Here is a 23,457-nt window from a genome sequence, read left to right on the forward strand (position 1 = left end):
TCAGGCACCCCCGTTCGCGAGGTCGGCGGCCAGCTGCTCGACCAGGTACTCGGCGACGTACGCCGGGGTCGGGTAGTCGAACAGCAGCATCGGGCTGAGCGGGACGCCGGTCGCCTCGACGAGCCGGTTGCGCAGCTCGACGGCGCTGAGGGAGTTGAAGCCGACCTCGAAGAACGGGCTGTCGCCGTCGAGTTCGTCGTCGAAGGTCTCGTCGGGGTTCTGCTGGGTGCGGGCGATCTCGGCCTCGGCGGTGATCAGTTCGACCAGGGTGTCGGTCCGCTCGGCGTCGGTCAGTCCGGCCAGCCGCTCCAGCAGCTGCCGCCGGGTCGCCTCCAGGGCCGCGTCCTCGGGCTCGGCGCCGGGGGTGGTGGTCTCGGTCGCTTCCTCGACGGCGGTGATGGTTTCGGTCATGACGGTGCCGGCCTCCAGCCAGTAGTCGCGGCGCTGGAAGGCGTACGTCGGGAGTTCCACCCGCCGCGCCTCCTCGGGGTACAGCGCCGTCCAGTCGATGCGGACGCCCCGGGTGAACAGCCCGCCCGCGGCGCCGAGAGCGGTGTGCGCGTCGGGGGCGTCGACGCGCAGGGCGGGCAGGAAGGCGACGGCGTCGGCGGCGTCGCCCAGGCAGGCGGGGCCGAGCGCGGACAGCACCGCGCCGGGGCCCAGCTCCAGGAAGGTGGTGGTGCCGTGGTCGTGCAGGGCGCGCACGCCGTCGGCGAACCGGACGGCGGCCCTGACGTGCCCGACCCAGTACTCGGGGTCGGTGAGTTCGGCCGGCGCGGCGATCTTCCCGGTGACGTTGGAGACGACCGGGACGCGCGGCCGGGCGTAGGTGAGCGAGGCGGCGACCTGCCGGAACTCGTCCAGCATCGGGTCCATCAGCGGCGAGTGGAAGGCGTGGCTGACGGTGAGCCGCTTGACCCGCCGGCCGCGCGCCCGCAGCTCCTCCCCGATCGCCTCGGCCCGCGCCTCGACGCCGGACACCACCACGGACTTCGGCCCGTTGACGGCGGCGATGCCGACGCCGTCGGTGAGCAGCGGCAGCACCTCGTCCTCGGTGGCCTGTACGGCGACCATGGCGCCGCCGGCCGGCAGGGCCTGCATCAGCCGGCCGCGGGCGGCGACCAGGCGGGCCGCGTCGGCCAGGCTCCACACCCCGGCGACGTGCGCGGCGACCAGCTCGCCGACGGAGTGCCCGGCCAGGGCCTGCGGACGCACACCCCACGACTCGTACAGCCGGTACAGGGCCACCTCGACGGCGAACAGGGCGGGCTGTGTGAACTCCGTGCGGTTCAGCTCGTCGGCGTCCACGTCCTTCAGCGGCTTCGGCAGGTGCCGGTCCAGCTCCGCCACCACCGCGTCGAACGCCTCGGCGAACACGGGGAAGGTGTCGTACAGCTCCCGCCACATGCCGGGCCGCTGCGAGCCCTGGCCGGTGAACAGCACGGCCAGGCGGCCCTTCGTGCGGCTGCCGCGCACGACGCCGGGTGCCGAGGCGTCGCCCTCGGCGAGGGCGCGGACCTTCTCCCGCAGGGCGTCCAGGCCGTCGCCGACGACCACGGCCCGCTCGTCGAAGGCGGTGCGGGTCAGCGCCAGGGAGCGGCCGACGGCGTACGGGGTGAGGTCGTCGTCCGCGGTGCCGAGGAAGGCGTCCAGGCGGGCGGCCTGCTCGCGCAGCGCCTGGGAAGACTTGGCGGACAGCGCCCAGGCGACGGGACGCCCGGTCACGGGCTCCACCGGAGCTTTGGAGTCGGTGCCGGCCTCGGTGTCGGCCTCCTCCAGCAGGACGTGGGCGTTGGTGCCGCTGATGCCGAAGGAGGAGACACCGGCGCGGCGCGGGCGGCCGTCCTCGCGGGGCCAGGGCCGGGCCTCGGTGAGGAGCCGCACCGCGCCGGCCGACCAGTCGACCTTCGGCGTCGGCTCCTCGACGTGCAGGGTCTTCGGCAGCTGCTCGTTGCGCAGCGCCATCACCATCTTGATGACACCGGCGACACCGGCGGCGGCCTGCGCGTGCCCGATGTTCGACTTCAGGGAGCCCAGCCACAGCGGCCGGTCCTGCGGCCGGTCCTGCCCGTAGGTCGCGATCAGCGCCTGCGCCTCGATCGGGTCGCCGAGCACGGTGCCGGTGCCGTGCGCCTCGACCGTGTCCACGTCGGCCGGGTTCAGCCGGGCGGCGGCGAGGGCGGCCTTGATGACGCGTTCCTGGGACGGCCCGTTGGGCGCGGTCAGCCCGTTGGAGGCACCGTCCTGGTTGACGGCGGAGCCCCGCACGACGGCCAGTACCCGGTGCCCGTTGCGGCGGGCGTCCGACAGCCGCTCCAGGACCAGGACGCCCGCGCCCTCGGCCCAGTTGGTGCCGTCGGAGGAGGACGAGAACGCCTTGATGCGGCCGTCGGGGGCGAGCGCGCGCTGGGCGGCGAACCCGACGTACGCGTCCGGCGTGGCCATCACCGCGACACCGCCCGCGAGGGCCATCGAGCACTCGCCGCCGCGCAGCGCCTGGACGGCCATGTGCAGGGTGACGAGCGAGGACGAGCAGGCGGTGTCGACCGTGACGGACGGGCCGGTCAGGTCGTACAGGTAGGAGACCCGGCCGGACAGCACGCTGCCGGACTTGCCGAGGCCGAGGAAGGCGTCGACTCCCTCGGGGAGCTTGCGCACCCCGTTGGCGTAGTCGTGGTACATCAGGCCCGCGAAGACTGCGGTGTCGGTGCCGCGCACGGTCTGCGGGTCGATGCCGGCCCGCTCAAGGGCCTCCCAGACCAGTTCCAGCAGGATCCGCTGCTGCGGGTCGGTGCCCAGGGCCTCCCGGTCGGAGAGGCCGAAGAAGCCCGCGTCGAAGGCGCCGGCGCCGTGCAGGATCCCGGCTTCCTTCACATAGGTGGTGCCGGGGTGGCCGGGCTCCGGGTGGTAGAGGCCGTCCAGGTCCCAGCCGCGGTCGGTGGGGAAGCCGGTGACGGCGTCACGGCCGCCGGACACCAGGGACCACAGCTCCTCGGGCGAGGTGATCCCGCCGGGCAGCCGGCAGGACATGCCCACGATGGCGATGGGCTCCTGGGCGGCGGCGGTGATCCGCTCGTTCTCGCGCTTCAGCCGCTCGTTCTCGGTGAGGGAGGCGCGCAGGGCCTCGACGAGCCTTTCGTCGGAAACAGTCATGATCTTCTCTCCCGGTCCGAGACCGAATCAGTTGGCCGCGCCGCTGAGGGCACGGGCGACGAGGCTCTCCACGTCCATGTCGGCGATCACGTCGGCCGCCGGTTCGGGTGTGTCCGCGGCCTGCGCGGCGGGCGCGGGGGCGGGCTCGGGGGCCAGCTCCTCGTGCAGGCGCCTGGCGAGCGCGGCCGGTGTCGGGTGGTCGAAGACGAGCGTCACCGGCAGCCGCACGCCGGTGCGGGCGGCGAGCTGGTTGCGCAGTTCGACGGCGGTCAGCGAGTCGAAGCCCAGGTCCTTGAAGGCCTGGTCGTCCGCCACCTGGTCCGCGCCCGCCAGTCCGAGGACGGCGGCGGCCTGCTCGGCGACCAGGTCCAGCAGGGCCTGGCCGCGCTCCTCGGCCGGCAGCGCGGCCAGCCGCTCGGCGAACGACTCGGCGGCGTCCGGGGCGGACGCGGCCTGCGCCGACCGGCGGGCCGGGCGGACCAGCCCCCGCAGCAGGGCGGGCGTGGCCGCCTGAGCCGTACGGGCGTTCAGCGCCGGGAAGTCGAACCGTGCGGCGACCAGGGCGGCCTCCGGGCCGCGCAGGGCGGCGTCGAAGAGGGCCATGCCCTCCGCGCCGGTCAGCGGCCGCATCCCGCTGCGGGCCATCCGCTCACGGTCGCTGTGGGCGAGGGTGTCCTGCATGCCGCCGTCCTGCTCCCAGACGCCCCAGGCGAGGGAGACGGCGGGCAGCCCGGCGTCCCGGCGCCGCTGGGCGAGCGCGTCGAGGAAGGCGTTGGCGGCGGCGTAGTTGCCCTGGCCGGCGCTGCCGACGGTGCCCGCGATGGAGGAGTACAGGACGAAGGCGGACAGGTCCAGGTCCTTCGTCAGCTCGTGCAGGTTCCAGGCGGCGTCGACCTTCGGCTGGAAGACCCTGTCCAGCCGCTCGGGGGTGAGCGCGGAGAGGACACCGTCGTCCAGGACACCGGCCGTGTGCACGACCGCCGTCAGCGGCTGCTCGAAGGACGCGATGAGCGCCTGGAGGGCGGCGCGGTCGGCGGCGTCGCACGCCTCGATCCGCACCTCCGCGCCCAACTCGGCCAACGTGTCCCGCAGTTCGGCAGCCCCGTCGGCCGCGATGCCGCGCCGGCTGGTCAGCACCAGGTGCCGCACGCCGTGCTCGGTGACCAGGTGCCGGGCCAGCAGGGCACCCAGGGTGCCCGTACCGCCCGTGATCAGCACCGTGCCGTCCGGGTCCGGGCCGCGACCCGTACCGGCGGGCGTGGCACGGGCGAGGCGCGGCGCGCCGACCGCCGACTCGCGGATCACCAGCTGCGGTTCACCGGACCCCGCCACCGCGGCGGCGATCTCGCCGGGCGTCGCGCTGTCGTCCGCGTCGACGAGGACGTACTGCCCCGGATTCTCCGACTGGGCCGACCGCACCAGCCCCCACACGGCGGCGGCGGCCGGGTCGGTGACGTCGCCGGCGGCACCCCGCGTGCGCAGCACCAGCGTCGTGGACTCCAGCTCGGGAGCGGCGGACCAGGTCTGTACGAGGTCCAGGGCGCGGACGGCGAGTTCACGCGCCCGCTCCGGCCCCTCGGCCGCCCGCGCCCGGGTGAGGTCGGCGATCACGACGGCGGGTACGTCGGCGCCCGCCCGTACCGCCGCGGCGAACTCCCGCGGATCGGTGTCGAGCACGGCGAAGGACGGGACCGTCCCCGAGACGGTGACGGGCACCTGCTCGACGCGGAACAGCGCGTCCTGCGCGAGGGCCCGGCCCGGCGCGAAGGCGTCCGGCGCCGACGGCCGGGTCACCAGACCGCCGATGACGGCGACGGGGGCGCCGGACGTGTCGGCCAGCTCCAGCCGGACGCCCTCGCCGTCCGCCGGGACCGCCCGCAGCCGGAGCGCGGAGGCGCCGGAGGCGTACAGGGCGACCTGGTTCCAGGCGAACGGCAGCCGTGTCCCGCCGCTGTCCGCGTCGAGGAAGCCGGTCGCCTGGAGGGCGGCGTCCAGCAGGGCCGGGTGGATGCCGAAGCCCTCCGGCGACTGGCCCTCGGGCAGCGCGACCTCCGCGAACAGCTCCTCGCCCTCGGTCCACACGGCCCGTACGCCCTGGAAGGCGGGCCCGTAGCCGTACCCTGCGGCGGCCTTCGCCTCGTAGAAGCCGTCCAGGGAGATCCGCTCGGCGCGGGCGGGCGGCCAGGCCGTCAGGTCGAACCCCGCGTGCTGCGGCTGCTCGGTGAGGGTGCCGCTGACGTGCCGCGTCCACGGAGTGTCCGGGCCGGCGTCCTGCGGGGCGGAGTAGACGCTGACGGAACGCCGCCCGTCGGCCGCCGCGCCGCCGACCACGACCTGGACACGGACGCCCTGCCGCTCGGACAGCACCAGCGGCGCCTCCATGACCAGCTCGTCGACCGCCCCGGCCCCGGCCTCGTCGCCGGCCCGCACCACCAGTTCGACCAGGGCCGCGCCGGGCACCAGAAGCGTGCCGCCGACGGCGTGGTCCGCGAGCCACGGGTGCGTACGGACCGACAGCACGCCGGTGGCCAGCACCCCGCCCGAGTCCGGCAGCGCCACCGAGGCACCCAGCACGGCGTGCCCGGCGGACGTGAGGCCCAGCGAGGCCGCGTCGGAGCGCGTGTCCAGCGGGCGCAGCCAGTACCAGTCGCGCTGGAAGGCGTACGTCGGCAGCTCCACCCGGCGTCCGCCGGCGGCCAGCGCGCCCAGCTCCGTGGGCAGCCCGGCCGCGAACAGCCGGCCGCCCGCCGTCACCGCGCTGTACGGCTCGGCGACACCCGTGCGCAGGAACGGCACGAACAGGGCGTCCGAGTCGTCCGCGACGCACTCCTGGCCCATCGCGGTCAGCACCCCGCCGGGGCCCAGCTCCAGGAACGCGGTGACACCCTGCTCCTGGAGCGCCGGAATCGCGTCGGCGAAGCGGACGGCGTCCCGGACGTGCCGGACCCAGTAGTCCGGGGAGGTCAGCTCCTCGGCGGTCGCCGGCTTGCCGGTGACATTTGAGACGACCCCGATACGCGGGGCGTTGTACGTCAGCCCGGCCGCGATCTGCCGGAACTCCTCCAGCATCGGGTCCATCAGCAGCGAGTGGAACGCATGGCTGACAGTGAGCCGCTTGGTCTTGCGGCCCTGCGCCTCGAAGACGGCGGCCACGGCCTCGGCGGCGGTCTCCGCACCGGAGACGACCACGGAGTTCGGCCCGTTGATCGCCGCGATGCCGACCTCGTCGGTCAGCAACGGCAGCACCTCGGCCTCCGTCGCCTGTACGGCGATCATCGCGCCGCCCGACGGCAGCGCCTGCATCAGCCGGCCACGAGCCGCCACCAGACGCGCCGCGTCCTCCAGGCTCCACACGCCGGCCACATGCGCGGCGGCCAGCTCACCGATCGAGTGACCGGCCACGAAGTCCGGGCGGACACCCCATGATTCGGCGAGCCTGAACAGCGCCACCTCGATCGCGAACAGCGCGGGCTGCGTGAACTCCGTACGGTTCAGCTCGTCGGCGTCCACGTCCTTCAGCGACTTCGGCAGATGCCGGTCCAGCTCCGCCACCACCGCGTCATACGCCTCCGCGAAGACCGGATACGTCGCGTACAGCTCCTGACCCATGCCGAGCCGCTGAGCGCCCTGGCCGGTGAAGAGCGCCGCGACCCTGCCGCCGCCCGTGGGGAAGGTCGGCGTCTGCCCCTCCGCGAGGGCGCGCAGTCCGGTGATGGCCTCGTCGCGGTCGGCGGCGACCACCACGGCCCGGTGCTCCAGCGCGGCCCGGCTCTCCACCAGGGACCAGGCCACGTCCAGCAGGCCGGCCGGGTCCTCGGCGAGGTGGTCGGCCAGGCGTGCGGCCTGGGCGCGCAGGGCCTTCGCCGAGCGGCCCGAGACGACGAGCGGGAGCGGGCCGGTGAACTCGCCCTGCTCCAGGGCGGGTTCCTCGACGTCAGGGGCCTCTTCGATGACGACGTGGGCGTTGGTGCCGCTGACACCGAAGGACGACACGCCCGCGCGGCGCGCCCGCCCTTCCTGGCGGGGCCACGGACGGGCCTCCGTCAGCAGCTCGACCGCACCCGCCGACCAGTCCACCTTCGGCGTCGGCTCGTCCACGTGCAGGGTCTTCGGCAGTTCCTCGTTGCGCAGCGCCATCACCATCTTGATCACGCCAGCGACACCGGCGGCGGACTGCGCGTGCCCGATGTTCGACTTCAGCGAGCCGAGCCACAGCGGGTGGTCCTCGGGCCGGTTCTGGCCGTACGTCGCGATGACGGCCTGGGCCTCGATCGGGTCGCCGAGCGAGGTGCCCGTGCCGTGCGCCTCGACGGTGTCCACGTCCGCGGGCGTCAGCCGGGCGTTCGCCAGGGCGGCCTTGATGACGCGCTGCTGGGAGGGGCCGTTGGGGGCGGTCAGGCCGTTGGAGGCGCCGTCCTGGTTGACCGCCGAGCCGCGGACGACGGCGAGCACCTGGTGTCCGTTGCGGCGGGCGTCGGACAGCCGCTCCAGGAGGAGGAGACCCGCGCCCTCGGACCAGTTGGTGCCGTCGGCGGTGGCCGCGAAGGCCTTGGCGCGGCCGTCCTTGGCGAGGCCCCGCTGGCGGGAGAACTCGACGAAGCCGTCCGGGGTGGCCATGACGGCGACGCCGCCGGCCAGGGCCATGGTGCACTCGCCGTTGCGCAGGGCCTGGGCGGCGAGGTGGATGGCGACGAGGGAGGACGAGCAGGCCGTCTCCACGGTCACCGCGGGGCCTTCGAGGCCGAGGGTGTAGGAGACGCGGCCCGCCGTCGCGCTGCCCGAGTTGCCGATGCCGAGCATTCCCTCCACGGACGGCGGGATGTGCCGTCCGGTGGGGGCGTAGTCGTGGTACATGACGCCGGTGAAGATGCCGATGCTCTGACCGCCCAGCGAGGTGGGGTCGATGCCGGCCCGCTCGAAGGTCTCCCAGGAGGTCTCCAGGAGGATCCGCTGCTGCGGGTTCATCGCCAGCGCCTCACGCGGGGAGATCCCGAAGAAGGCGGCGTCGAACTCCCCCGCTTCGTGCAGGAATCCGCCGTGCCGGGCGTAGGAGGTGCCGGTGTGGTCGGGGTCGTCGTCGAAGAGGTTGTCGAGGTCCCAGCCGCGGTTGTCGGGGAACTCGGTGATGGCGTCGACCCCGTCGGCGACCAGCCGCCACAGCCCCTCGGGGCCGGTGACGCCGCCGGGCAGCCTGCACCCCATGGCGACGATGGCGATCGGCTCGTGCCGCTCCTCCTCGATCTCACGGACCCGGCCGTTGGCGCGGCGCAGGTCGGTGAGGGCCTTCTTCAGGTACTCGCGGAGCTTGTCCTCGGTGTTTCCGGCGGTTCCGCCGTTCGCGGGGTTTCCGGTGCTGTTGCTCATGTCTGCCTCTGTGTCCTTTCGAAGATCGGTGTCGTCCGTTCAGGACAGACCGAGCTCGCTGTCGATGAGGGCGAACATCTCGTCGTCGGAGGCGGTGTCGAGGTCGAGCTGGTCCTCCTCCGCGGGCTGCTGGGCGGGGTGCAGGCTCTCCCACCGGTCGGTGAGCGCCTTCAGCCGCTGGGCGACCAGGTGGGCCTGGGCGACGAGGTCGTCGGCGGCGCCGGCCGGGCGGGCGGCCATGGCCCGCTCCAGGCGCTCCAGTTCGGTGAGGACGGAGAGTCCGTCGTCGGTCTGCGGCATCTCCGGCTCCAGTTGTTCGAGCAGCAGCTCGACGAGTGCCGCCGGGGTCGGGTGGTCGAAGACGAGCGTCGCGGGCAGCCGGACCCCGGTGGCCTCGGTGAGCCGGTTGCGGAACTCGACCGCGGTGAGCGAGTCGAAGCCCGCGTCCTTGAAGGCGCGGCCGGTGTCGATCGTGGCCGGGTTGGCCACCCCGAGCACTCCGGCGACCTGCACCCGCACCAGGTCGAGCAGCAGGTCGCGCCGCTCCTGCGGGGTGCGGCCGGCGAGCCGCTGGGCCAGCGTCTCGCCCGCCGGGGCGGCCGCGGACCTGGCGCTGCGGCGGGCCGGGGGCCGGACCAGGCCGTGCAGGATCGTCGGGACGGTGCCGCCTCCGGCCGCCTGGCCGCGCAGTTCGGCGAGGTCGAGCTTGGCCGGGACGAGCAGCGCCTGGGCGGAGCCGAGGGCCGCGTCGAACAGGGCCAGGCCTTCCGTGCCGGGCAGGCCGAGCATGCCGCCGCGCTTGCCCCGCTCGCGGTCGCCGCCGTCGAGGTGGGCGGTCATGCCGGTGGCCTCCGCCCACAGGCCCCAGGCGAGGGCGGTGCCGGGCAGCCCGGCGTCCCGGCGCAGCTGCGCGAGACCGTCGAGGAAGGCGTTGGCGGCCGCGTAGTTGGCCTGGCCGGGGTTGCCGAGGACACCGGCCGCGGACGAGTAGACCACGAAGGCGGACAGGTCCAGGTCCTTCGTCAGCTCGTGCAGGTTCCAGGCGGCGTCGACCTTCGGCTGGAAGACCCTGTCCAGCCGCTCGGGCGTGAGGGCGGAGAGGACACCGTCGTCCAGGACACCGGCCGTGTGCACGACCGCCGTCAGCGGCTGCTCGAAGGACGCGATGAGCGCCTGGAGGGCGGCGCGGTCGGCGGCGTCGCACGCCTCGACCCGCACCTCCGCGCCCAACTCGGCCAGCGAGTCCCGCAGGTCCGCAGCCCCGTCGGCCGCGATGCCGCGCCGGCTGGTCAGCACCAGGTGCCGCACGCCGTGCTCGGTGACCAGGTGCCCGGCCAGCAGGGCACCCAGGGTGCCCGTACCGCCCGTGATCAGCACCGTGCCGTCCGGGTCCAGGCGGCGGGTCTCGGCGGGCGTCTCCCGGGCGAGGCGCGGCGCGGTGGCCTCGCCGTCGCGCAGGGCCAGCTGGGACTCGCCGGTGGCGAGGGCGGCCGGCAGCAGACCGGCGGACCGCTCGTCGGTGTCGACCAGGACGATCCGGCCGGGGTTCTCCGACTGGGCGGTGCGGACCAGACCCCACACGGCGGTACCGGCCGGGTCGGTGACGTCCCGGACCGCTCCGCCGGTGCGGACGGCCAGCCGGGAGCCGTCGAACCGGGGCTCGGCGAGCCAGGCCTGGAGCACGGCCAGCGTCCGCGCGACCGCCTCGTGGGCGGCGGCGCTGTCGCCGCCCGTCCCGGAGACGTCCAGCAGCAGCAGTTCCGGCACCGACGCGGCCTCCGCCAGGGCCCGCACGGCGGCCGCGTCGGCGACCTCCGCGAGCGTGGCCCTGGTCTCCGTCGGCAGGGTCACCGGGATCCAGTCGACGCGGTACAGGGCGTCGTGGGCCGGGCCGCTCGCCGCGCCGAGCTGGTCGGCGGAGATCTCCCGCATGGCCAGGGTGCCGATGCCGGCGACCGGGGCGCCGGTGTGGTCGGCGAGGTCGAGGGCGAGGCCGTCGGCGCCGGAGCGGACCGCGCGGACGCGGAGGGCGGAGGCACCGGAGGCGTACAGGGCGACCTGGTTCCAGGCGAACGGCAGCTTGGTGACCCCGTCCTCGGCGGCGCCGAGGAAGCTGGTCGTCTGGAGGGCGGCGTCCAGCAGGGCCGGGTGGATGCCGAAGCCCTCCGGGGACTGGCCGTCGGGCAGGACGACCTCGGCGTACACCTCCTCGCCCTTGGTCCACACGGCCCGCACACCCTGGAACGCGGGCCCGTAGCCGTATCCGGCGGCGAGCTGACGGTCGTAGAAGCCGTCGAGGTCGACCGGTTCGGCCTGCGGCGGCGGCCAGCTGCCGAAGTCGAACCCGGCGTCCTGCGTCTGCTCGGCGAGGAAGCCGCTGACGTGGCGTGTCCACTCGGCCTCCGGGCCGGCGTCCTGCGGTGCCGAGTGGACGGCGACCGCACGGCGGCCCAGCTCGTCGAGGGCCGACACCGACACCTGGATCCGCACCCCGCCCTTCTCGGGCAGGACCAGTGGGGCCTCGATGACCAGTTCCTCGACCGCGCTGGTGCCGGCCTCGTCACCGGCCCGTACGACCAGCTCGACCAGGGCGGCGCCGGGCACCAGGATCGTGCCGCCGACGACGTGGTCGGCGAGCCACGGCTGGGTGCGCACCGACAGCAGGCCCGTCGCCAGCACCCCGCCCGACTCGGGCAGCGTCACCCAGGCCCCGACCAGCGGGTGGTCGGCGCCGGTGAGCCCGAGGGACGCGGCGTCGCCGGTGCCGCCCCAGACCTGCGGCCAGTACCAGTCGCGCTGGAAGGCGTACGTGGGCAGTTCGACGCGGCGGGCGCCGGTGCCGTCGAACAGCGCCTTCCAGTCGACCGCGCGTCCGGCCGCGTACACCGTGCCGAGCGCGGAGAGCAGCGCCTCGGCCTCGCCCCGGCCACGCCGCAGCAGGGTGGCGAGCCGGATGTCGGCACCGTCCAGGATCTCCTGGGCGAGGGCGGTGAGGACACCGTCGGGGCCGGCCTCCAGGAAGGTGGTCACCCCGAGCTCGTGCAGCGCGGCGACCCCGTCGGCGAAGCGGACGGCGTCCCGGACGTGCCGCACCCAGTAGTCCGGGGACGTCAGCTCCCCCGCCGTCGCCAGCTTGCCGGTCACGTTCGACACCACCCCGATACGCGGGGCGTTGTAGGTGAGCCCGGCCGCGATCTGCCGGAACTCCTCCAGCATCGGGTCCATCAGCAGCGAGTGGAACGCATGGCTGACCGTCAGACGCTTGGTCTTACGGCCCTGCGCCTCGAAAGCGGCGGCCACGGCCTCTGCGGCGGTGTCGACACCGGAGATCACCACCGACGTGGGCCCGTTGATCGCCGCGATACCCACCTCGTCGGTCAGCAACGGCAGCACCTCGGCCTCCGTCGCCTGCACCGCGATCATCGCGCCACCCGACGGCAGCGCCTGCATCAGCCGGCCACGAGCCGCCACCAGACGCGCCGCGTCCTCCAGGCTCCACACCCCGGCCACATGCGCGGCAGCCAGCTCACCGATCGAGTGACCCGCCACGAAGTCCGGACGGACACCCCATGATTCGGCGAGGCGGAACAGCGCCACCTCGATCGCGAACAGCGCGGGCTGCGTGAACTCCGTACGGTTCAGCTCGTCGGCGTCCACGTCCTTCAGCGACTTCCGCAGATACCGGTCCAGCTCCGCCACCACCGCGTCATACGCCTCCGCGAAGACCGGATACGTCGCGTACAGCTCCTGACCCATGCCGAGCCGCTGAGCGCCCTGGCCGGTGAACAGCACCGCCAGTCGGCCGTCGACGGTCGTCGGGCCGCTGTCGCCCGCCGCGAAGGTGCGCAGTCCGGCGATGGCCTCGTCGCGGTCCGCGGCGACCACCACGGCCCGGTGCTCCAGCGCGGCCCGGCTCTCCACCAGCGACCACGCCACGTCCAGCAGGCCGGCCGGGTCCTCGGCGAGGTGGTCGGCGAGCCGGTCCGCCTGTGCCTTGAGGGCCTGGACCGAGCGTGCGGAGACCACCAGCGGCAGCGGGCCGGTGAAGTCGCCCTGTTCCACGGCGGGTTCCTCGGCGTGCGGCGCCTCTTCGATGACGACGTGGGCGTTGGTGCCGCTGACACCGAAGGACGACACGCCGGCCCGGCGTGCGTGCCCCTCCTGGCGGGGCCACGGACGGGCCTCCGTCAGCAGCTCGACCGCACCCGCCGACCAGTCCACCTTCGGCGTCGGCTCGTCCACGTGCAGGGTCTTCGGCAGTTCCTCGTTGCGCAGCGCCATCACCATCTTGATCACGCTGGCGACACCGGCGGCGCCCTGGGAGTGGCCGATGTTGGACTTCACCGAGCCGAGCCACAGCGGGTCGCGGTCGTCGCGGCCCTGCCCGTAGGTGGCGAGGAGCGCCTGGGCCTCGATCGGGTCGCCGAGGGCGGTTCCGGTGCCGTGCGCCTCGACGGCGTCCACGTCGGCCGGGGTGAGACCGGCGTTGGCGAGGGCCTGCTTGATGACGCGCTGCTGGGACGGGCCGTTGGGGGCGGTCAGGCCGTTGGAGGCGCCGTCCTGGTTCACGGCCGTGCCGCGCACCACGGCGAGCACCTGGTGCCCGTTGCGGCGGGCGTCCGACAGCCGCTCCAGCAGGAGGACGCCGACGCCCTCGGACCAGGCGGTGCCGTCCGCTCCGGCGGAGAACGCCTTGACGCGGCCGTCCTTGGCGAGGCCCCGCTGGCGGGAGAACTCGACGAAGGTGTCCGGGGTGGCCATCACCATCGCGCCGCTCGCCAGCGCCATCGAGCACTCGCCGCCGCGCAGCGCCTGCACGGCCATGTGCATCGCGACGAGGGACGAGGAGCAGGCGGTGTCGACGCTGAGGGACGGGCCTTCCAGGCCGAGGGTGTAGGAGACGCGGCCGGAGGCGACGCTGCCCGCGGTGCCGGTCAGCCTGAGGCCCTGGAGTTCGGCGGGCGCCTGCTGGAGGCGGACGGTGTAGTCGTGGCTGATGATGCCGGTGAAGACGCCGGTGTCCGTGCCGCGCAGGGCGGCCGGGTCGATGCCGGCGCGCTCCAGGGTCTCCCAGGTGACCTCCAGCAGGAGCCGCTGCTGCGGGTCCATCGCCAGGGCCTCGCGCGGGGAGATCCCGAAGAAGCCCGCGTCGAACTCGCCGACGTCGTGGAGGAACGCGCCCCGGTCGACGTACGACTTGTCGACGGCGTCCGGGTCCGGGTCGAACAGGGTGTCCAGGTCCCAGCCCCGGTTGTCGGGGAAGCCGCCCATGACGTCGACGCCCTCGTCGACCAGCCGCCACAGCTGTTCGGGGCTGGTGACCCCGCCGGGGAAGCGGCAGCCCATGGCGACGATCGCGATCGGCTCGTCGGCGCCCGCCGTGTGCTGCGGGGTGGCCGCGGCGGCCACGGCCGGCTGGTCGTCGACGCCCAGCTCGGTGCCGATGTGGCGGGCGAGCACCGCCGGGGTCGGGTAGTCGAAGACGACGGTCGCCGACAGCCGCACGCCGGTGGCGGCGGACAGGCGGTTGCGGAGTTCGACGGAGGTCAGCGAGTCGAAACCGGCGTCCTTGAAGGCCTTCTCGCCGTCGATGGTGTGGGCGGCGGAGTGGCCGAGGACGGTCGCGGCCTGGGCGCGGACCAGGTCGAGCAGGTGCTGCTCCCGCTCCTCGGGGGAGAGCGCGGCCAGTTCCTGGACGAGCGAACCGGTCGACGCGGTCGCGGACCTGGCGGCCTGCCGGGTCTGCCGGACCAGGCCGCGCAGCAGCAGCGGCACCGGGCTGCCCGCCGCGCGGGCCTGGAGGCCGGCGAGGTCGAGGCGGGCCGGGACGAGCGCGGCCTCGGGCGAGCGCAGGCCCGCGTCGAAGAGGGCGTTGCCGGTCTCGGCGGTGATGCCGAGCATGCCGTCGCGCTTGTTGCGCTGGAGGGCGGCGCCGTCCAGGTTCTCGGTCATGGTGCTGGTCTCGGACCAGAAGCCCCAGGCGAGGGAGGTGCCGGGCAGGCCGAGCGCGCGGCGGTGCCGGGCGAGGCCGTCGAGGAAGCCGTTGGCGGCGGCGTAGTTGCCCTGGCCGGGGTTGCCGAAGACGCCGGAGGCGGACGAGTAGACCACGAAGGCGGACAGGTCCAGGTCCTTCGTCAGCTCGTGCAGGTTCCAGGCGGCGTCGGCCTTCGGCTGGAAGACCTTCGCCAGCCGTTCGGGGGTGAGTGCGGAGATCACGCCGTCGTCGAGGACGCCGGCCGTGTGCACGACCGCCGTCAGCGGCTGCTCGAAGGACGCGATGAGCGCCTTCAGGGCCGTGCGGTCGGAGGCGTCGCACGCCTCGATGCGCGCGTCTGCGCCCAGTCCGGCGAGTTCGCGGAGGAGTTCACCGGCGCCCTCCGCCGCCATGCCGCGGCGGCTGGTCAGCACCAGGTGCCGTACGCCGTGCTCCTCGGCCAGGTGCCGGGCCACGAGCCGGCCGAGGGTGCCGGTGCCGCCGGTGAGCAGGACCGTGCCCTCCGGGTCGAGGGGTCGCGGCACGGTGAGGACGACCTTGCCGATGTGCCGGGCCTGGCTGACGAAGCGGAAGGCCTCGGGGGCCTTGCGGACGTCCCAGGCCTTGACCGGCAGCGGGGCGAGCGCGCCCTGCTCGAAGAGGGCGACCAGGTCGGTGAGGATCTCCTGGACCCGGTCCGGGCCGGCCTCCACCAGGTCGAACGCCTGGTAGGCGACGCCGGGGCGGGTGGCCGCGACCTCGTCCGCGTCGCGGATGTCGGTCTTGCCCATCTCCAGGAAGCGTCCGCCGCGCGGCAGCAGGTCGAGCGAGGCGTCCACGAACTCGTGGGCGAGCGCGTCGAGGACGACGTCCACGCCACGGCCGCCGGTGGCCTCGAGGAAGCGTTCCTTGAAGGCGAGGTCGCGGGAGTTGCCGATGTGCCGCTCGTCGAGGCCGTTCGCGCGCAGCGCGTCCCACTTGCCGGGGCTGGCGGTGCCGAAGACCTCGGCGCCCGCGTGCCGGGCCAGCTGGACGGCGGCCATGCCGACACCGCCGGCGGCGGCATGGATCAGCACCGACTCGCCCGCGCCGAGGCCGGCCCGGTCGAACAGGCCGTAGTAGGCGGTGGTGAAGACGATGGGGACGCTCGCCGCCTGCTCGTACGTCCAGCCGGCGGGCATCCGCACCAGGTGGCGGTGGTCGGCCAGCGCCTGCGGGCCGAACCCGTCGCGGAGCAGGCCCATCACGCGGTCGCCGGGCCGCAGCGAGGTCACGCCGGGGCCGGTCTCCAGGACGACGCCCGCGCCCTCGCCGCCGAAGTGGGCGTTGCCCGGGTACATGCCGAGCGCGATGAGCACGTCGCGGAAGTTCAGGCCGGCCGCGCGGACCGCGATCCGGACCTGGCCCTCGGCGAGCGGCTCGCTCAGCTCGGGGCTGGGCAGCAGCGCCAGGTTCTCCAGGGTGCCGGTCTCGGTGACGTCCAGGTGCCAGGCGTCGGTGCCGGCCGGGACGGCGAGGGCGTCGGAGGCCGTGGCGCGGGCGAGACGCGGGGCGGTGACCCGGCCCGCGCGGATCGCCAGCTGCGCCTCGCCGGTGGCGAGGGCGGCGGGCAGGGCGGCGCGGGAGGCGGGCTCGTCGTCGAGGGCGACCACGACGATCCGGTCGGGGTTCTCGGACTGGGCGGAGCGCAGCAGGCCCCACACGGCCGAGGCGGCCGGGTCGGTGAGCGGGTCGCGGGTGAGGACGACGAGCCGGTCGTCCTCGGTTTCCAGGTGGCTCTGCAGGGCGGCGAGGACCCGGGCCGTCAGGTCGAGCGCGGCCGCGGGGCCTTCGCCGGTGGCCGGCTCGGTGAAGTCGGCGACGGCGTCGTCGGTGCCGGCGGCGTCCTCCTCCGTGGCCACCGGCGTCCAGTCGACCAGGAACAGCGCGTCGTGGACGGGGGTGCGGGCGGCGCCGAGCTGGTCGGCGGCGACCGGGCGCAGCACCATCGAGCCGACGGCGGCGACGGGCGCGCCGGAGGCGTCGGCCAGTTCCAGGGAGACGCCGTCGGAGCCGGCGGGGATCGCGCGGACCCGCAGCGCGGTGGCGCCGGAGGCGTACAGGGCGACCTGGTTCCAGGCGAACGGCAGCCGTGTCTGCTCGGCGTCGGCCTCCTGGCCGGGGCAGAACGTGCCGGACTGCAGCGCGGCGTCCAGGAGCGCCGGGTGCAGGCCGAAGCGGGCGGCTTCGGCGGCGGCCTCGTCGGGCAGCGCGATCTCGGCGAACACCTCGTCGCCGCGCCGCCAGACCTGCCGTACGCCCTGGAAGACCGGCCCGTAGTGGAGTCCGGCGGCGGCCCGGCCCTCGTAGAAGCCGTCCAGGTCGGCCTTCTCGGCCTGCGCGGGCGGCCAGGCGGTGAAGTCGAAGGCGGGGGCCTGCGGCTGTTCGGTGAGGGTGCCGGTGACGTGCCGGGTCCACGGGGTCTCCGAGCCGGTGTCCTGCGGGGTGGAGTAGAGGCTGACGGTGCGCCGTCCGTCCTCGGCGCCGCCGACGACGACCTGGACGCGTACGCCGCCGCGCTCCGGCAGGACCAGCGGGGCCTCGATGACGAGTTCCTCGACCGCGCCGGCGCCGACCTCGTCACCGGCCCGTACGACCAGCTCGATCAGCGCGGCGCCCGGCACCAGGACGGTGCCCGAGACGGCGTGGTCGGCGAGCCACGGGTGGCTGCGCAGCGACAGCAGACCGGTGGCGAGCACCCCGCCGGAGTCGGGCAGCTGGGTGACCGCGCCGAGCAGCGGGTGCCCGGCGCCGGCGAGTCCGGCACCGGAGACGTCGGCCGCTCCGCCGGCGTCCTCCAGCCAGTACCGCTCGCGCTGGAAGGCGTACGTCGGCAGCTCGACGCGGCGGGCGTCCGTACCGGCGAGGGCGTTCTCCCGGTCGAGCGCCGCGCCGTGCTCGAAGAGCCTGCCGAGGGCGGTCATGGCGGCCCGCGGCTCGGGAACGCCGCCGCGCAGCACGGTGACGAACGCGGTGCCGTCGGCGTCCGGGAGGCAGCCCTGGGCGAGGGCGGTGAGGACACCGTCGGGGCCGGCCTCCAGGAAGGTGGTCACGCCGAGTTCGTGCAGGATGGCGACCCCGTCGGCGAAGCGAACGGCGTCCCGGACGTGCCGGACCCAGTAGTCCGGGGAGGTCAGCTCCTCGGCGGTCGCCAGCTTGCCGGTCACGTTGGAGACGACACCGATACGCGGGGCGTTGTAGGTGAGCCCGGCCGCGATCTGCCGGAACTCCTCCAGCATCGGGTCCATCAGCAGCGAGTGGAACGCATGACTGACCGTCAGCCGCTTGGTCTTGCGGCCCTGCGCCTCGAACGCGGCGGCCACGGCCTCGGCGGCGCTCTCCGCACCGGAGACGACCACGGAGTTCGGCCCGTTGATCGCCGCGATACCTACCTGGTCGGTCAGCAACGGCAGCACCTCGGCCTCCGTCGCCTGCACCGCGATCATCGCGCCACCCGCCGGCAGCGCCTGCATCAGCCGGCCACGAGCCGCCACCAGACGCGCCGCGTCCTCCAGACTCCACACCCCGGCCACATGCGCGGCCGCCAGCTCACCGATCGAGTGACCCGCCACGAAGTCCGGACGAACCCCCCACGACTCCGCGAGGCGGAACAGCGCCACCTCGATCGCGAACAGCGCGGGCTGCGTGAACTCCGTACGGTTCAGCTCCTCCGCGTCCTCGGTGATCACATCCTTGAGCGGCTTGGGCAGGTGCCGGTCCAGCTCCGCCACCACCGTGTCGAACGCCTCGGCGAACACGGGGAAGCGGGTGTACAGCTCCTGGCCCATGCCGAGGCGCTGGGCGCCCTGGCCGGTGAACAGCACGGCGAGCCTGCCGTCGGCGGCCACCGTCCCGCCCTCGCCGTCGGCGATCCGGCGCAGTCCGGCGACGGCCTCGGTCAGGTCGTCGGCGACGACCGCGGCGCGGTGTTCCAGGGCGGCGCGGGAGGTGAGCAGCGACCAGGCCACGTCCCGGAGGTCGGCCGGGTCGTCGGTGAGGCGGTCGGCCAGGCGTGCGGCCTGGGCGCGCAGGGCCTGCTCGGAGCGGCCGGACACCACCAGGGGCAGCGGGCCGGTGAACTCGTCGCGTTCGGCGGGGACTTCGTCGGCTGCCGGGGCCTCCTCGACGACGACGTGGGCGTTGGTGCCGCTCACACCGAAGGACGACACGCCCGCGCGGCGCGCGCGCCCCTCGCGGCGGGGCCAGGGGCGGGCCTCCGTCAGCAGTTCGACCGCGCCCGCCGACCAGTCCACCTTCGGCGTCGGCTCGTCCACGTGCAGGGTCCTGGGCAGCTGCTCGTTGCGCAGCGCCATCACCATCTTGATGACACCGGCGACACCGGCGGCGGCCTGCGCGTGCCCGATGTTCGACTTGAGGGAGCCGAGCCACAGCGGCCGGTCCTGCGGCCGGTTCTGCCCGTACGTGGCGATGACGGCCTGGGCCTCGATCGGGTCGCCGAGCGTGGTGCCGGTGCCGTGCGCCTCGACCGTGTCCACGTCCGCGGGGGTCAGCCGGGCGCTCGCCAGGGCCTGGCGGATCACTCGTTCCTGGGAGGGGCCGTTGGGGGCGGTGAGTCCGTTGGAGGCGCCGTCCTGGTTCACGGCGGAGCCGCGGACGACGGCGAGCACCGGGTGCCCGTTGCGGCGGGCGTCCGACAGCCGCTCCAGCAGGACCACGGCGACGCCCTCGGACCAGGCGGTGCCGTCCGCGGCGGCGGAGAAGGCCTTGGCGCGGCCGTCGACGGCGAGGCCGCGCTGGCGGGAGAACTCCACGAAGACGCCGGGGGTCGGCATCAGGGCCGCGCCGCCCGCGAGCGCCATGGAGCACTCGCCGCCGCGCAGCGCCTGCACGGCCAGGTGCAGGGCGACCAGGGAGGACGAGCAGGCGGTGTCGACGGTGAGGGCGGGGCCTTCCAGGCCGAGGGTGTAGGAGACGCGGCCGGAGGCGACGCTGCCGGCGATGCCGATGCCGAGGTAGCCCTCGGTGCCCTCGGGGACCTGGTGGATGTCGCTGCCGTAGTCGTGGTGCATGAGGCCGCTGAAGACGCCGATGTGCGAGCCGCCCAGCGAGGTCGGGTCGATCCCGGCCCGCTCGAAGGTCTCCCACGAGGTCTCCAGCAGGAGGCGCTGCTGCGGGTCCATCGCGACGGCCTCACGCGGGGAGATCCCGAAGAAGCCCGCGTCGAAGTCGGCGATCTGCGGCAGGAATCCGCCGTGCCGGGTGTAGGAGGTGCCGGGGTGGTCGGGGTCGGGGTGGTAGAGGCCGTCCAGGTCCCAGCCGCGGTTGTCGGGGAACTCGCTGATGGCGTCGACGCCGTCGGCGACCAGCCGCCACAGCTCCTCGGGGGTGACCGCGCCGCCGGGCAGCCGGCAGCCCATCGCGACGATCGCGATCGGCTCGTCGGAGACGGCGAGTTCGGGCAGCTCGGCCGGGGAGTCGCCGGCCGGGGAGGCGAACAGGCGGCGCCGCAGGTAGGCGGCGACCGCGACCGGCTTGGGGTGGTCGAAGGCGAGGGTGACGGGCAGGTGGAGCCCGGAGTCGTCGGTGAGGCGGTTGCGCAGTTCGACGGCGGTGGCGGAGGTGAAGCCCAGCTCCTTGAAGCTGCGCGCCGGGTCGAACGAGGTCAGGCCGGTGATGGCGCGGACCTGGGTGGCGACCAGCTCCAGCAGGACCCGGTCCTGCTCGGCCTCGGGCAGCCCGGCCAGGCGCGCCCGCAGCGCGTCGGTGGAGTCCTCGTCGGGTGCGGCGGCCGTGCTGGTGGGGGTGTCGACGACGTCCTCGAACAGCGCGGGCAGCCGGTCGGCCGCCAGCGGATCGAGGCGTACGGCGGTCAGCTGGGCCTGGGCGACGGTGTGCGCGGCGTCGAACATGGCCAGCGCCTCGGGGGTGCCCAAAGTGCCGGTGCCTGCCGGGGCGGGGCCGGAGGCGGTGTCGGCGGTGCCGTCCCAGGGGCCGAGCGCGAAGGACAGGGCGGGCAGGCCGAGGGCGTGGCGGTGGCCGGCGAGCGCGTCGACGGCGGCGGACGCGGCGGCGGCGTGGCCGTGGCCGGGCGTGCCGAGCAGGCCGTCCGCGGTGGGCACCAGGACGAAGGTGGCGAGGGTGGAGTTCTTGGTGAAGTCGTGCAGGGCGAGGGCGCCCTGGACGGCCTGGCGGCGCCCGCGTTCGGTGTCCAGGTCCTCGCGGCCCGCGGTGTGCACGATCGCGGTGACGGGGGCGGGCGCCTTCGGGAACAGCTTGGCGAGGGCCTTGCGGTCGGCGACGTCGGCGGCCTCCAGGCGCACCTCGACGCCCGCGCGGGCGAGGTCGTCGCGCAGGGCGACGGCGGCGGCGTCCTTGCGGCCGCCCCGGCTGACCAGCAGCACCCGGCGCGCCCGGTACACGGCGACGAGGTGGCGGGCGAGGTGTTCGGCGGCGACCCCGTCGGCGCCGGTGACCAGGACGGTGCCGCTGGTGTCGGGGGCGGTGGCGCGGTTGCCGTGGGCGGTGGTCGCGGCGGCGCGGACCACGCGGGGGCGCAGGACGACGCCGTCGCGGACGGCGGTCTGCGGTTCGCCGGAGGACGCGGCGAGCGCGAGGGCGGCGGCGAGGCGGGGCTCGTCGGTCTCCTCGTCGGCGCCGAGGTCGACGATCAGGAACCGGTCGGGGTGGGCCGACTGGTAGGCGCGGACCAGGCCCCACACGGCGGCGTGGGCGAGGCCGTCGAGAGCGTCGTCGGGGCCGGTGGCGACGGCGTCGCGGGTGGCGAGGAGCAGCGGGACGCCGGCGGTGCGTTCCTCGGCGAGCCAGCCGTCCAGGGTCTCGGTGAGCCGGGCGGTCAGCGCCTCGGCGGCCTCGGCGCGGCGGGCCGCCCCGGTGCCGTGGGTGTCGTCGCCGAGCAGCAGGACGGCGACGTCGGGGGCGTCGGCTCCGCCGGCGAGTTCCTCGACGAGGGCGTCGAGGGCGTCGATGCCGCAGGTGGCGTCGACGTCGGCGAGCGCGGCGAGGCCGCCGAGGGAGAGGTGGGTGTCGACGGTGTGGCCCAGCTCCTGGAGGGCGGCGGCGAGCCCGGTGCCGTAGATGTCTCCGGCGAGCGCCCAGCGGGCGGGGGCGGCCGGCGGGGCCGGGACGGAGGGCAGGGGCAGCCAGTCGGTGCGGAACAGGGCGGCGTAGCGGCCGTCGCCGGAGGCGCGCAGCCGGGCCGGGCGGGCCGGCAGCACATGGCGCATGATCTTGCCGGAGGCGGTACGCGGGATGCGTTCGACCTCGTACAGCTCCTCGGGGACCTTGTAGTACGCCAGGTTCTCCCGGCAGGCGTCGAACAGCCGCTCCAGGTCCAGGCCCTGGGGGCCGGGGACGAGGAAGGCGACCGGGACCTCGCCGAGGACGTCGTGGGGGCGGCCGGCGACGGCGACGTCGGCGACGCCGGGCACGGTCCGCAGCACCTCCTCGACCTCACCGGGGTGGATGTTCTCGCCGCCGCGGATGATCAGTTCCTTGATGCGGCCGGTGACGGTGAAGTAGCCCTGCTCGTCGCGGCGGGCCAGGTCGCCGGTGCGGAACCAGCCGTCCTGGAGGGCGGCGGCGGTGGCCTCGGGCTGGTTGTGGTAGCCGACCATGACGCTGGCGCCCTTGACCCAGACCTCGCCCTCCTCCCCGACGGGCACGTCCTCGCCGGTGTCCGGGTCGACCAGACGCACGTCGAGGCCGGGCACGGGCAGGCCGCAGGAGCCCTCGACGCGGGCGCCGGTGGGCCAGTTGATGGTGATGGAGCCGCAGGTCTCGGTGGAGCCGTAGGCGTCGAGCAGCGGCGCGCCGAAGGTGTCCTCGAAGGCGCGGCGCAGCTCGGCGGTGGTGATGGCCCCGCCGACCAGGCACATCCGCAGTTCGGGGGCGGTGAAGCCGCGCTCGCGGGCGGCCTGCACGAGGTAGTGGTACATCGTCGGCACACCGGCGAGGAAGGTGGCCTTCTCCTCGCGTACGGCGTCCAGGATGTCCCCGGCGGAGAAGCCGTCGACGATCCGGGCGGTGGCGCCGACGGCCGTCACGGTCAGCACGCAGACGATGTGGGCGAGGCTGTGGAAGAGCGGCAGCGGCCAGACGACCCGGTCCTCGTGGGTGAGGCCGGGGATGGGGGCGTAGCAGGCGGCCACCGAGGTCAGGCAGTTGCGCTGGGTGGACAGCACGCCCTTCGGCTTGCCGGTGGTGCCGGAGGTGTAGAGCATCCAGGCGACGTCGTCGAGGCCGAGGTCGTCACGGGCCGGCTCGGCCGGCTCGGTCTCCGCGAGCGTCTCGAAGTGGACGGTGCCGGAAGGGGCGCCCACCGGTATGCCCTCGTCGCCGGTGACGACGACCTTCAGCTGCGGCCGGTCCTCGGCCAGCCGGGAGACGACCTCCATCAGCGCGGGCTCGGTGATCAGGACGCGGGCACCGCTGTCGTCGAGGAGGTAGGCGAGTTCGGCCTCGGTGAGGCGCGGGTTGAGGGGGACGCCGACGGCCGCCGCACGGGTGATGGCGAGGTAGCTCTCGACGAACTCCACGCTGTTGCCGTGCAGGATCGCGGCGCGGTCGCCCGGTTGCAGTCGCAGACCGGCCAGATGACCGGCGAGCCTTCGAGTGCGGGCCTCCAGTTCGGCGTGACTCACACTCCGCCGCGCATCGCGGTACGCGACCTTGGCCCCGAAGCGATCGGCGTTCGCCCTCAGCAACTCGGGCACCGGCCGGATCAACTCGGTTCGCAGCATGGCGGACACCTCTCGTCGAGTGAAAGACTTCTGCAGCGGAGACAACAGCGTCACATTTCCGCCGCCGATCGGATCCACTATCAACCCCCCTAAGAGGGCCCTGCATTGCCGTCGAAAGGGTTACGGAGATAGGGGTGTGTGACTCAATGCGAAGGTAATTGACCCTGATCAAAAGCCACGCCAGAAATGACGATCGGAGGAGTTGGC

General features: G+C 74.6%; 2 protein-coding genes and 1 pseudogene. All 3 read right to left on the reverse strand.

Annotation, left to right across the window (positions count from 1 at the left end):
- A pseudogene (locus tag AMK31_RS40890) lies at nt 1-3,117 on the reverse strand (type I polyketide synthase); the annotation flags it as partial.
- A 63-nt stretch (nt 3,118-3,180) separates the two neighbouring features.
- Nucleotides 3,181-8,517, reverse strand: a complete 5,337-nt coding sequence (locus tag AMK31_RS40895) for a type I polyketide synthase (protein ID WP_073939310.1) — start codon at nt 8,515-8,517, stop codon at nt 3,181-3,183.
- Nucleotides 8,518-8,556: 39 nt separating this feature from the next.
- A complete protein-coding gene (locus AMK31_RS05940) occupies nt 8,557-23,250 on the reverse strand; it encodes a type I polyketide synthase (protein ID WP_073939311.1) in 14,694 nt (4,897 codons plus the stop codon).
- Between the last annotated feature and the right edge of the window lie 207 nt (nt 23,251-23,457).

It is taken from the genome of Streptomyces sp. TSRI0107 (genome assembly GCF_001905845.1).
In the GTDB taxonomy this organism is placed as follows: domain Bacteria; phylum Actinomycetota; class Actinomycetes; order Streptomycetales; family Streptomycetaceae; genus Streptomyces.